Raw genomic sequence first — 13,351 nt, forward strand, 5'->3', positions numbered from 1 at the left:
TCTGCTGTTTCCACTAAAATATTACCATTCTTCAAGAAAGAAGAAAAAGGCTTTTGAGTAGCAGATCTTTGACATCCCTTTCTTTTGTAGGGGTGCTATATTTTTCGTATCTTGCGAGACATTTTTGAGATCCCATTTACCCCATAAAGAGCGGATCTTATACTTGTAAAATGGAATAAATCACATATAACCTAATACATAATATGGATGCCAAAATTTTTACGTTAGAGGCTTCTCTGCCTCAATATCCGACTTTTGAAGAAGGCATTCGTCGAGCTCCGGACCGTGGTTACCGCCTGACTCCTGCTCAGACGAGAGTGGCACTTCAAAATGCTTTAAGATATATTCCCGTAGAACTTCATGAAAAACTTGCTCCGGAATTTCTGGAAGAGTTGAAGACCAGAGGTAAAATTTATGGATATCGTTTCCGTCCACAGGGAGATCTGAAAGCAAAATCTGTAGATGAGTATAAAGGAAAATGCTTGGAAGGGAAGGCTTTCCAAGTGATGATAGATAATAATCTCTGTTTTGATGTTGCGCTGTATCCATACGAACTTGTTACCTACGGAGAGACAGGACAAGTCTGCCAAAACTGGATGCAGTACCGCCTCATCATGAAATATCTTGAGGAACTCACCCAAGACCAAACACTGGTCATCGAGAGTGGGCATCCTCTTGGATTGTTTGCATCCAAGCCGGATGCTCCGCGTGTAATCATTACCAACTCGATGATGATCGGATTGTTCGATAACATCAAAGATTGGGAAATTGCAGCACAAATGGGTGTGGCAAACTACGGACAGATGACAGCCGGAGGATGGATGTATATAGGTCCTCAAGGTATTGTACATGGTACCTTCAACACACTTTTGAATGCAGGTCGCCAACGTCTCAACATCCCGACAGGAGGCAATCTTGCAGGAAAACTCTTTATCTCTTCCGGATTGGGAGGCATGAGTGGAGCTCAACCGAAAGCTGCTGACATTGCAGGAGCAGTATCCATCACGGCAGAAGTGGACTATTCACGTATCATTACACGCCACTCTCAAGGATGGGTTAAATATATTGCTCACTCCATACAAGAAGCATTTGAGATCGCACGAAAAGGTATCGAAAGCAAAGAGCCGATCTCTATTGCATTTCATGGAAATATCGTAGATCTGTTGGAGTATGCTCTTAAAGAGAACATACATATAGATCTGCTCTCCGACCAAACCAGCTGTCATGCCGTGTATGAAGGAGGATATTGCCCGGTGGAACTCTCTTTTGAAGAGCGCACAAAACTTCTAAAAGAAGATCGGGATGCTTTTGCCGCTGCGGTGGATAGAAGCCTAAGACGCCACTATGAAGTGATCAAAGGATTGGTGGCAAAGGGCACATACTTCTTCGACTATGGTAATGCGTTCATGAAAGCAATCTACGACAGCGGAGTGCAAGAGATCTCCAAAAACGGCATTGACGATAAAGACGGCTTTATATGGCCAAGCTATGTTGAAGACATAATGGGTCCGGAGCTGTTCGACTATGGTTATGGCCCGTTCCGTTGGGTATGTTTGTCCGGAAAAGAAGAAGATCTTCGTGCAACAGACCACGCTGCCATGGAGTGTATAAATCCGGATCGCAGAGAGCAAGACCGAGACAACTATATCTGGATACGAGATGCAGAAAAGAATGCTCTTGTAGTTGGGACAAAGGCTCGTATCCTCTATCAGGATGCGGTAGGCAGACAGCAGATAGCTTTACGCTTCAATCAGATGGTGCGTGAAGGCAAAGTCGGTCCTATCATGTTGGGACGAGATCACCACGATACTGCCGGAACAGACTCTCCTTTCCGTGAGACATCGAACATCAAAGATGGTTCAAACGTGATGGCAGACATGGCAGTGCAGTGCTTTGCAGGGAATGCAGCTCGTGGTATGAGCCTTATCGCTCTTCACAATGGCGGTGGCGTTGGTATCGGTAAAAGTATCAACGGCGGATTTGGTATGGTCTTGGACGGCTCCGAACGTGTCGATACCATTCTCCGCACAGCAATGTTGTGGGACGTTATGGGTGGTGTAGCCAGACGTTCATGGGCTCGCAATGAGAATGCCATGAGTACCTCCGAAGAGTTCAACCGCACACATGCCGGAGAGGGATACCATATCACCATTCCTTATCTTGTTGATGATACTCTCCTCGACAATCTTCTGAAATAAAACCTATAAAACTAAATACAAACAATTTTCACATTCAACCACAATTTAAGATGGCAACTGTAAAAAGACTTATGGAGTGCGTGCCTAACTTCAGTGAAGGTCGCAACAAAGAGATTATAGAAAAGATCGTTCAACCATTCCGTGCTACGGATGGTGTCAGACTTCTTGATTATAGCAGCGATGAGGATCACAATCGCACGGTAGTTACCGTTGTTGGAGATCCCGAACCCCTAAAAGCTGCTGTTTTGGAAGCTATCGGCATAGCTCAACAACATATAGACCTTACAAAACATGAAGGACAACACCCTCGTATGGGTGCTGTGGATGTTGTGCCGTTCATTCCTATCAAAAATGTCACTGTGGACGATGCCATAGCTCTATCCAAAGAGGTAGGAGCAGAAATAGCAAGCCGCTACAATATTCCTGTATTCCTTTATGAAAAGTCTGCCTCTGCGCCTCATAGAGAAAACCTTGCAGCTATCCGTAAGGGCGAGTTTGAAGGAATGGCAGAAAAGATCAAACAAGAAGAGTGGAAGCCTGACTTTGGTCCGGCAGAACGTCACCCAACCAGCGGAACAGTGGCCGTAGGTGCACGTATGCCTCTTGTTGCATACAATGTAAACCTCAACACTTCCGATCTTGAGATTGCATCTGCCATCGCAAAGAAGGTTCGCTTCATCGGCGGAGGTCTTCGTTTCTGTAAGGCTATGGGTGTAGAGCTCACAGACAGAGGTATCACTCAAGTCTCCATGAACCTTACCGACTACACAAAGACCGCTGTTTACCGTGCACACGAAATGGTACGTATGGAAGCTCGCAGATATGGTGTGGAGATCGTAGGTGCTGAGATTGTAGGTCTTGTACCTATGGCTGCTCTTATAGATGTGGCAGAGTACTATCTTGGTCTTGAACAGTTCTCCATCGACCAAGTATTGGAAAACAAAATAATGGAATAAACGATGAAACCCATCGGCAATATTTTTATCAAGAACATTGCTCAGATTGTAACCTGCGAGGGAAACAAGGCAAAGCGAGGAGCGCAAGAGATGAATGCCATCGGTGTCATCGAAGGTCCTGCTGCCATCATAGCTCGCGACGGCATCGTAACATACGTTGGCAGCATGGCGGGTGTCTCCGAAGAGGAGACCCGTGGCTGTCATGAAGTAGATGCTTCGGGGTGTTGCGTCCTTCCCGGATTTGTCGATAGCCATACCCATCTTGTCTTTGGCGGGTATAGAGAAGACGAGTTTCAGTGGAGACTTGCAGGAGACAGCTATATGAGCATCATGGAGCGCGGTGGTGGTATTGCCAGCACTATGCGAGCCACTCGCAATGCGACCATTGAAGAGCTTACCGCTTCCGGCAGATCGCATCTCGATGCCATGCTCAGACAAGGTGTTACCACTGTAGAAGCCAAGAGCGGCTACGGTATGGACCTGGAGACAGAGATCCGTCAGCTTGAAGCCGTAGCAGAGTTGGAGCGTACACATCCGGTCTCTCTCTACTCTACATTCATGGGGGCACACGATACTCCTCCCGAATACAAGGGGAAAGAGATGGAGTTTATCCACTTCCTGCTTGACAAGGTCATGCCTGTGGTAAAAGAACGCAACCTTGCAGAGTGTTGCGACATCTTCACAGAAAAAGGAGTATTCGATCACGAACAGACGCGTGTACTGCTCAATGGAGCCAAGAAGATGGGCTTTGCGGTAAAGATGCACGCCGATGAGATTGTACCTTTTGGAGGAGCGGAAGTTGCTGCAGAGCTGGGATGCTTGTCGGCAGACCACCTGCTTCAAATCTCGGATAAAGGTATTGCCGCAATGGCAGACAGCAACACCGTAGCCACCGTACTGCCTTGTACGGCATTCTCCTTGAAAGCAGAGTATGCACCAGCCCGCAAGATGATAGATGCCGGCTGTGCTGTGGCAATGGCTTCAGACCTCAATCCGGGCAGCTGTTTCTCCTCTTCCGTTCCTCTTATGATCGCTCTTGCCACCATATACATGAATATGACAGTAGAGGAAGCCATTACCGCTCTTACCATCAATGGTGCTGCGGCAATAGGTCGTGCCGATCAAGTGGGCAGTATTCAGGTAGGCAAGCAAGCCGACATGGCTATCATCCGCTTCCCCTCATACAAGTTCCTCTCCTACCACTTCGGTATGAATCTGGTACGAGACACCATCAAGAGTGGTGTTCGTTACCCTGTAATCTGATTTCTATACAAAACTCAAACTAATTTATTCCCCTAAGACAATGCTTAAAGACTTAAACATACAAGAATTTATACTTGAAACCGCAGGTTCGGAACCTGTACCCGGAGGTGGCAGTATCTCTGCTCTGAATGGTGCCATAGCAGGTGCACTCGCTCAGATGGTTGCCAATCTCACCATTGGCAAGAAGCGTTATGTGGATGTAGAAGAGGAGATGAAAGAGTTGGCTGTCAAGGCTGAAGCTCTTCGCCAAGAACTCATCGCAGACATCGACAGAGACAGCGATGCTTACCGCTTGGTATTTGAAGCATTCAAGCTTCCCAAGGAAACAGACGAAGAGAAAGCCTATCGTACCGAACAGATACAGGAGCGTACCAAACTTGCAGCCAATATCCCGATGGCGGTGGCAAGACGTGCATACGAACTGCTAACCCTTGCCGAGACTGTTGTGGCAAAGGGTAACAACAACGCCATTACCGATGGTTGTGTGGCAATGATGTGTGCTCGCACCGCAGTCTTGGGCGCACTCCTCAATGTTCGTATTAACCTCACCTCTATCACCGATCAGGAGTTTGTGCGTGCTTTGGCAGAAGAAGCAGATCGCTTGGAAGCCGATGCCATCGCAAGAGAGAAGGTCATCTTTGAGAAAACAAAGGTATCTCTACAATAATAGAGATACAGACAACCCCATTTGTTATGGAAAGAAAGATTATTGTAGGCGGTGCAGACCTTACCATCGAGCAGTTGGAGGAGTTCATCCTCTACCCTCATGTGGTGGAGTTGGCACCGGAAGCCATTCAGAAGATAGAGCATTGTCGGGAGTATCTCGACCGAAAGGTTGCCACTTCAGACCGTCCGTTGTATGGTATCACTACCGGATTTGGCTCTCTTTGTAACAGAAGTATCTCTTCCGAAGACCTTACCACACTGCAAGAAAACCTCATCAAGAGCCACGCCTGCAGTACCGGGAAAGAGGTCAAAAAAGAGATCGTCCGCTTGATGATGCTTCTTAAAGCACACGCACTATCCTTCGGGCATAGCGGCGTACAGCTTTGTACGGTAGAGTGGATCGTGGAGATGCTCAACAAAGACATCACTCCGGTGGTGTTCGACAGAGGTTCTCTCGGAGCATCAGGCGACCTCGCTCCTCTTGCCAACCTCTTCTTGCCGATGATCGGATACGGAGAAGTGTTCTACAAAGGCGCAAGAGTACCGGCGAAAGAAGCACTGGCAGAGGCAGGTATCGCCCTTGTTACGCTCAAAAGTAAGGAAGGACTCGCCCTGCTCAATGGTACGCAGTTCATGTCTTCCCATGGAGTCTATGCCCTCATACAGGCAAAAAAGATTCTCACCATGGCTACCGGTATAGCGGCTCTATCTCTTGAAGGATTCAACGGACTGGATGCTCCTTTCACGGAAGAGCTGCACACCATCCGCAACCATAAGGGACAAGTGGAGATCGCACGCCACATGAGAAAGATTCTCGAAGGCAGCACTCACATCCGTGAGCCGAAACCATACGTGCAAGATCCGTACTCTTTCCGCTGTATTCCTCAAGTACACGGAGCATCATACGATGCCATCGCACACGTTCGCCGTGTTGTGGAAGAGGAGATCAATGGCGTAACGGACAACCCGACCATATTCCCCGATCAGGATATGATCCTTTCGGGAGGCAACTTCCATGGTCAGCCGTTGGCTATCGTATACGACTTCCTTGCTCTTGCACTTGCCGAGCTGGGAAATATCTCCGAACGCCGTGTGGCTCAACTCATCTTCGGTCTGCGCGATCTGCCCGAATTTCTTGTGGCAAAGCCGGGACTCAACTCCGGTTTCATGATTCCGCAATACGCCGCAGCCTCTATGGTGAGTCAGAACAAGATGTACTGCTTCAACGCTGCATCCGACTCCATCGTCAGCTCGAACAATCAAGAAGATCATGTCTCCATGGGTGCCAATGCAGCCACAAAGCTTCTACCGCTCATAGACAACCTCTATCGCATCTTCGGTATAGAGCTTATGAATGCGGCACAAGCCTTTGAGTTCCGCCGTCCGGCTACTACTTCCCCTGTTCTCGAAGCTCTTCTCAAAGAGTTCCGTACCGTAGTACCGAGAGTGGAAGATGACGTTGTGATGTACCAACAGATAGAAGATGCTTATCGCTTCGTTCAGACCTATCCTTTCATCGCAATGTAATTTCACATTCAGATATACCGACTTTCATACTTCAGCGTCCGCATCTTTCAAGATTGCGGACGCTGTTTTTATTATGGGAAACTCTTGGAGAGCAAGACCTATGTTAAAATAGAATTTCCGATAATAAAACAATCTTTTCTCTGCTTATAAATCATTGTTTCATCACTCTTTCCCTCTCTAATTGATGATTTATCTTTTTTGTTTTGGTGTAAGCAAGTTTGATAATGCATTTTAGTATGGCTTATCATAAATCCGTTTCTTATTTTCCCTTGAAACTTATAGTTAACACCAATGGTGGATAAACTTAATAAAAGGATAAATATGTCAGATAGTTTTGTATTTGGGATATAAAGAAGGTAAACAGTCGGCAACTTTTTGCCGCTCTCTTTGGTGAAAAAGAGGAGAGCGGATAGCGCAAAATAGAGGGGTTTATCTTGCCGAAACAGAGGGGTAAGATAAGCCTCTTTTGCCGTGAACTTTTATATAAAAATGGAAGTCCAAAAATCGGTAGAAATGAGGTCGGATTTGAAGCGAAATTGGGAAGAGAGTTTGGAGGAAAGCCGGTAAGAGATTTATAATAAGAGAGATACAAAAGAACGCGAATTTGGGGAAAATTTTTTCTCAGTCCGTTTCATGGGGCTTTTTTGCGTTAATAGGTGTGAATTTCAACAACTCTATCTATAAACAAATCCTAATGCAATTTTGCACCCCAAAACAGCTAAAAAGGGGTCGAAAAGTTTAAGATGCTATCTATCAACACTATAAGCAAAATTTCTAAACACGTTAATCGAATCCGGTAAACGTGTTTAATGAAATCACTAAACGTGTTCGTTGAAAAATTAAACACGTTAAGCCGAAAGAATATGCTCGTTTACCGTTTTGGGTGAACCTGTATCAAAAATCGTGTTAATAAAACCGTCCGAATTTAACAGTTCGGTCGTGCTCTGAAAATGACCCCTCCGATCAAAATAGAGAGACCGAAAAAAGTGAGCATTTTTCGGTATGAAATATATATAAACAGCCCTCCGGAGAGGGCTGTTTGGGGTGTAAAATTTCAGGGTTTATTGTTGCTCTTCCGAAGCAGAATTTCAAGAAGAGATTTTTGCATAGCTTCTCATCTTCTGCATTGCTTTTGAGCTTCGGACTTGCCCCCGTACCTGAGATGTCTTTCTCGTTCGTGCTCTCTGCATTTTATCTCTGAATCTCTCTTCAAAATCTCTTCTAACAAGATAGCTTTGCCCAAAAAGATCCCTTTTTCAAAGGTTGCAAGAAGATTTCAGACGCCGGATGACGGAAGCCATAAACAGCAGAGGCGACACCCGAAGATAGGGATGCCGCCTCTGCCGTCTGTGTGTAAGGCTCTGTGAGATTAGAGACCTTTGGCTCTTAGAAGAGCTTTAGAGTCCGGAGCTTCGAGTCCGGTAAGCTCTGTGAACTGCTTTTCCAAATCTTTGGTATTACCAATAGAGACGATCAAGTCTCTGTACTTTTGTCCCAGTTCTCTGCTAAGACCGCCGTTTGCCGAGAAGAGGTCTCCGGTATTCACTGCCAACACTTCCGACCAGAGGTAAGAGTAGTATCCTGCTGCATATCCGCCGCCGAAGACATGACGGAAGTAGAGTGAGTGATAGCGCGGAGGCACTTGCTTGTTGTAGAGCTTAAGATTTGACAAGATCTCATCTTCTTTCTCCTTGATGGAGGTTATCTTTTCGGCACTTTCCGATGAAAGGATATGCCATCCCATGTCTACCAGCACGGCACTCATGTTTTCTCCGAGAGAGTATGCGGAGTGGAAGTTTTCGGATTCTCTCACTTTCTTCTTAAGTTCGGCAGGCATCGGCTCACCGGTAGCGTAGTGTTTCGCAAAGTTGTCGAAGACAGCGTCCACGGTGATGAAGTATTCGTTGAACTGAGAAGGGTATTCCACGAAGTCTCTGCTCACGGCTGTTCCGGAAAGTGTATTGTATTTACAGTTGGAGAGCATACCGTGTATGGCGTGTCCGAACTCGTGGAACATGGTTTCTACATCGTCTATGGAGAGAAGAGCCGGCTGTCCTTCGGCAGGTTTTGCATAGTTGCAAACATTGTAGATGATAGGCAGCTGACCGAAGTATGAACTCTGTTTTGCGAAAGCGTCCATCCATGCACCGCCTCTCTTAGAGTCTCTGCGGAAGAAGTCTGTATAGAATATCGCAAGGAGAGTACCGTCTGCATCCTTTACGTTGTACACCTCTACATCGGGATGATAAACCGGAAGGTCGTTGCGCTCTTCAAATGTAATGCCGAAGATTGCGTTTGCAGCATAGAAAACACCATTGTTCAATACGTTGTTAAGCTCGAAATACTGCATCACTTCAGCCTCATCGAAGGCAAACTTTTCTCTCTTCATCTTGGCAGAGAAGTAGAATCTGTCGTATGGTTCAAGAGAGAAGTCGGCTCCTTCGGTCTTACGAGCGTAGGCTTCGATCTCGGCGGTCTCTGCGTTGATCTTAGGGATGTAAGGAATGATAAGGTCTTGGAAGAATGTGTAGACGTTTTGAGGCTCTTTTGCCATAGCGTCCTGCAATCTCCAGTCTGCAAATGTTCTGAAGCCTAAAAGCTCTGCTTTCTTGGCACGAAGACGGATGATCTCAAGGGCGATAGGCTCTGTGTTGAAGCCGCTATCGGGAGATGTTCTGGAGACAGAGGCTTCAAACAGTTTTCTGCGCACCTCTCTGTTGTCCAACGAAGCAAGAAGAGGTTGCTGTGTAGTATTGGAAACCACAAGGAAATATTTCTCTTTCCCTCCTGCTGCCTGTGCATCCGCTTCGGCTTGTTTGAGTTGGGCTTCGGAAAGACCCGATAGCTCTTCCGCTGTGGCAACCCACACACCTGCCGCGTTGGTACCTTTCGTTACTTTCGACTCGAACTCTTGTTGGAGCGATGCAAGGCGGGTGTTAATCTTTTCCAACTCTGCCTTCTTGTCTGCTTCAAGGGCTGCACCTTCGCGTACGAAGCCGTCGTAGATCTCTTTCAGGAGCTTCTTGTCTTCTCCCTCCAAGGTTTCGTAAGAGTTTTCATACACGACACGGATGCGCTCGAAAAGCTTGTCGTTGAGGCTGATAAAGTTTTGATGCTCTGCAAGAAGAGGAGTTACCTCCTGCTCTATTGCCAAAATGCTGTCCGAGCTGTTGGCGTTGGCAAGAGCGAAGAAGACGTTGGATGTGCGGCGCAGTACCGCTCCGGAACGCTCGTATGCAAGGATGGTGTTCTCGAAAGAGGGAGCTTCGCTGCTGTTGACGATGCTTTCGATCTCCTCTCTCTGCTGTTCCATACCTGCCTTGAATGCAGGCATATAGTGGCGGTTGTAGATTTTGTCAAACTCCGGAGCACCCTGTTCCAATGTGCTTCCGGCTACAAGAGGATTATCTTTCACGGATTCCGATTGTTTCTTTTCGCAGGCAGTGGCAAGAACCACCAGTGCTGCAAGGCTGAGTAATAATTTTTTCATACTGAAAGTTGAGTTTGTATTATCCGTCCGAAGATAGCTATTTTTTCGGGTGTAAAGAAATATAACTTTACGGAAAGAAGATGAAAAACAAAAGAGCCGAAGCAAAATGCTCCGGCTCTTCCCATCAACCTACGAATGCTCTATTCTAACGCTTTAGGGTTTACATCATTGCCATGAGAAAGATTTTCTATGCGATTGTCAGAAAGAGCCGTCGGGCTGTTATCTTGGACGACCTCCGCCGTAGCCGTAGCCACCATAGCCGCCGTATCGTCTGCCTGTTCTCTGAGCATCGGCATTGGAAGAGCTGCCTCCGCCAAAGAAGTTGAAGTTGTACTTGAAAGTAACCATGGCATAGGTCGTAACCGTTGCCACATAGCTGTCTGTGATATTCCTCGCAGTCTGGGTGAACGAATATGCGGTGCGCTGTCCGAGTATATCGAACCAAGACAACTCGACCGTTGCGGCATTGTTCTTCAAGAAACTTTTTGAAAGTCTCGCATTGAGAAGATGGTAGTTGCCGTTGAGAGCTTCGTTGAACCCTGTCCGGTTGGTAAAGTTATAGTCGGCAGTCAGCATCATGTTCCAGGGCAGAGAGAGGCTCACATCGCCATGAAACTGCAAGATTCTTGTGTCTCTATCGAGCTGCGAAGAGATATTGTTTCGGGCGGTATTCCAGTTGGCACGGCTGCCGAGCGATATGGATAGAGGCTCTTTATTCCATCGGAAAGAGAGCGATGCGCTTGGACGCTGCGAAGTGGTCTCGCCGAGCACTCCGTTGATATAGCCCTGATTGGAAGAAGCACCATACCCGGCACCCAAATCCAATGTAAGAGGCATCTTCCCTATCCCTTGAGAATATCTGAGGTTGGCATTGAGACCGTAGTCTCCATCCGCATTGACGTAAGTGGACTCCCGCGCTCCCGTCGCAGGATCAATGGTGCTCTTGCTCACGATGCTGCGTTGGTTATAATTTCCGAAAGTATGAAAGTTGACAAACGACCTCGTTTTGTTGTTGCTGAAAGAGAATCCGCCATACAGGTCATGCGAAAAGCTCGGCAGAAGATCCGGATTACCGATCACTTTGTTGAGAGGATCGCGAAGGTCGGCAATAGGCATCAGCTGGTTCATGGAGGGCTGATAGGTGTTTCCCCGATACTCGAAGAAGAGACGGTTGCTGCGTTCCTTGCTGTACTCCACTCTTAGCGTCGGAGAGTAGTCCCAGACAAATCGTGTTCGAGAATCCGATGTCCCGTTTCCGAGGCCGTATCTGCTCTCCGTGCTTGTCGGTATCCACGAGAAGCCGAGCTGTGTATTGAGCCCTTTTCCGGTATTGTACCGAAGATTAAAGCCGAAGTTATTAGAGATCATGCTGTACTCGGTATTCTTCGAGTAAAGAGGGTCTTGTACCGTGTATCCTCCCTGCGCATCTTTGTTGTACGCCTGTCTGTCGCTGCCGGAAAAGGATAGCGAGGGGTTGTATTCCAGCTGGAGATAAAATCTTTTCGCAAGAGGTTCGACCCAAGATGTACGAAAGCGCGCACTGACACCGCTATTGGCTTGGATGATGTTCTGATCGAGATTGATCTCGTTTCCAGCCTGGTTATAAAAGAGGGTCTTTGATATGACATTGCTGTTCTCGGTACCGTTGCTGTAATTCAGCATACCTCCCACGAGAATATTCCGTCCGGCGCTGTTGAGTCTTCTTGCCGCATGGAAGCCGATATTCGCACGCAGGTTGTCCGACTCCGATACCTCCGTCCGCTCTCCGTCGTTGATCTTTGTGCCATCCGGGAGGAAGGTATTGTGCTTCTGCGAGAAGTCGCGCATGTTGGAGGAGTACCTCACAGCCGGACGCACATAGATGGTCGTGAGAGTATCCGGATGCCATTCCATGCGAGTGTTGGCATGGAAAGTGCGATCTCCGGAGAGGTTGTCGAAGTGCTGATTGTTCTGCTGGGATTTGTTGTTTCCGCCCAAAAGTTCGGTGTTGAGGTTGTAGCCGGTTCTGCGATTTCGGTTATCGTCATAAGAGATGTCGGTAACAAAGCTCAGCTTCTTGCTGATGTTCTGATCCAGATTAAGTCCGAAAGAGTGTTCCGTAGGCATTCCGTTCATGTTGCCACCCTTGGGCAGATTGTTGGAATTACCCAGAAACGTTACCCTTGTGTTGTCCATAAAGGCGTTGATCATCGCATTTGCCTCATATCTGTTCTCCGTGCCGTATCCGCCGGAGAGATTTCCCATCAATCCTTTCTTTCTCTCTTTTTTGACGACAAGGTTGATGATCTTCTTGTTCTCCCCGTCGCTCATTCCGGTCAGACGGCTCTCGTCGCTCTTTTTATCCACCACTTGGAGCTTGTCTATCATGTCCGAAAGCAGATTTTTGGTTCCCATCGTGATGTTGTCGGTAAAGAAATCCCTGCCGTCCAGCTGGAGACCCTCGATGCTCTCGCCGTTGTACTTGATGGCTCCATCGTCCGAGACCTCCATGCCCGGAAGCTTCTTGATCAGCTCCTCGACGCTGGCTCCGTCGCGCACCTTAAAGGAAGAAGCGTTGAACTCGGTCGTATCTTTCTTCACCGTAACCGGTGCGAGATACTTCGTTACCACCACATCGGTGAGGTTCTGCGTCTCTTCCACGATGAATATCTTCCCGAAGTCCAGCTTGTACCTGTCCCCCGCAACCGTGATGATGCTGTCTTTCGTCTGAAAACCCATATAGGTAACCCGGAAGACATACTTCCCTTCCGAGACATCGCCTATCGTTATGTTCCCTTGCGTGTTTGCGGCATTGCCCTTATAGAAAGAGCTGTCTTTGGCATGCAGCAGACGCGCCGAAGCTCCCGAAGCCAAGCGTCCGCTCTCCTTCTCTACGATGGTTGCCTGAATGGTGTACTGCTTCTTGCCCTGGGCATGAAGCGTGCCGGGCACAGCCGCCCAACCTGAAAATAAAGTGATAAATAGAGCAAGGAGACAGCTCCGTCGACCCTTGCTTTCCCGTTTTGAAGACATAATCGTGTATGTTTTTTACTGTTTTTCCTCTATTGGATGCCTGTTCCCCGATGCAGGTTTAACGGCGGTAACGATTTTTCTCTCCAAACATCCCCAAAAAAGGTCTCTCGGAAATACCGGGGGAGAACCTCATAAAAATCACTCCTCAAGCAACCCTCCTAAACTTTCGTGCGCATGGAAGAAAATTTTCGTGCGCAAAAAAAAATATTTTCATGCGCACGAAAAAATATTTACGCACG

Annotated in this window: 7 protein-coding genes; 5 read left to right on the plus strand and 2 right to left on the minus strand. The window is 47.5% G+C overall.

All coding sequences use genetic code 11. From position 1 onward, the window contains the following. Nucleotides 1-203 precede the first annotated feature (203 nt). Genes HQ39_RS04905 through hutH form a run of 5 tightly spaced genes read left to right on the plus strand, consistent with a single transcriptional unit; the run spans nt 204 to nt 6,610 of the window. On the plus strand, nt 204-2,198 hold the full coding sequence (locus tag HQ39_RS04905; protein ID WP_036864214.1) for a urocanate hydratase: 1,995 nt from the start codon (nt 204-206) through the stop codon (nt 2,196-2,198). Nucleotides 2,199-2,248: 50 nt separating this feature from the next. Further along, the gene (ftcD, locus tag HQ39_RS04910; protein ID WP_036864217.1) at nt 2,249-3,154 is read left to right on the plus strand and encodes a glutamate formimidoyltransferase; all 906 of its coding nucleotides are present in this window, start codon (nt 2,249-2,251) and stop codon (nt 3,152-3,154) included. A 3-nt stretch (nt 3,155-3,157) separates the two neighbouring features. Continuing rightward, the gene (gene hutI / locus HQ39_RS04915) at nt 3,158-4,417 is read left to right on the plus strand and encodes an imidazolonepropionase (protein ID WP_036864219.1); all 1,260 of its coding nucleotides are present in this window, start codon (nt 3,158-3,160) and stop codon (nt 4,415-4,417) included. Between the two features lie 40 nt (nt 4,418-4,457). Further along, the gene (locus tag HQ39_RS04920) at nt 4,458-5,084 is read left to right on the plus strand and encodes a cyclodeaminase/cyclohydrolase family protein (RefSeq protein WP_036791232.1); all 627 of its coding nucleotides are present in this window, start codon (nt 4,458-4,460) and stop codon (nt 5,082-5,084) included. Nucleotides 5,085-5,110: 26 nt separating this feature from the next. Continuing rightward, entirely contained in the window at nt 5,111-6,610 is a 1,500-nt protein-coding gene (gene hutH, locus HQ39_RS04925) for a histidine ammonia-lyase (protein WP_036848099.1), read from the plus strand. A gap of 1,369 nt (nt 6,611-7,979) precedes the next feature. Here the strand turns inward: hutH and HQ39_RS04930 are convergent. Continuing rightward, nucleotides 7,980-10,100, minus strand: a complete 2,121-nt coding sequence (locus HQ39_RS04930) for a M3 family metallopeptidase (protein ID WP_036864223.1) — start codon at nt 10,098-10,100, stop codon at nt 7,980-7,982. A 219-nt stretch (nt 10,101-10,319) separates the two neighbouring features. Beyond that, complete coding sequence (locus HQ39_RS04935) at nt 10,320-13,112, minus strand: outer membrane beta-barrel protein (RefSeq protein WP_036864227.1); 2,793 nt, start codon at nt 13,110-13,112, stop codon at nt 10,320-10,322. Between the last annotated feature and the right edge of the window lie 239 nt (nt 13,113-13,351).

This window comes from Porphyromonas sp. COT-108 OH2963 (assembly GCF_000768895.1).
GTDB classification, from domain to species: Bacteria; Bacteroidota; Bacteroidia; order Bacteroidales; family Porphyromonadaceae; genus Porphyromonas_A; species Porphyromonas_A canoris.

Coding starts and splice junctions, on each gene's coding strand:
- hutI (WP_036864219.1), top strand. CDS start 3,158: ATGAAACCCATCGGCAATATTTTTATCAAGAACATTGCTCAGATTGTA.
- hutH (WP_036848099.1), top strand. CDS start 5,111: ATGGAAAGAAAGATTATTGTAGGCGGTGCAGACCTTACCATCGAGCAG.
- HQ39_RS04935 (WP_036864227.1), bottom strand. CDS start 13,112: ATGTCTTCAAAACGGGAAAGCAAGGGTCGACGGAGCTGTCTCCTTGCT.
- HQ39_RS04905 (WP_036864214.1), top strand. CDS start 204: ATGGATGCCAAAATTTTTACGTTAGAGGCTTCTCTGCCTCAATATCCG.
- HQ39_RS04920 (WP_036791232.1), top strand. CDS start 4,458: ATGCTTAAAGACTTAAACATACAAGAATTTATACTTGAAACCGCAGGT.
- ftcD (WP_036864217.1), top strand. CDS start 2,249: ATGGCAACTGTAAAAAGACTTATGGAGTGCGTGCCTAACTTCAGTGAA.
- HQ39_RS04930 (WP_036864223.1), bottom strand. CDS start 10,100: ATGAAAAAATTATTACTCAGCCTTGCAGCACTGGTGGTTCTTGCCACT.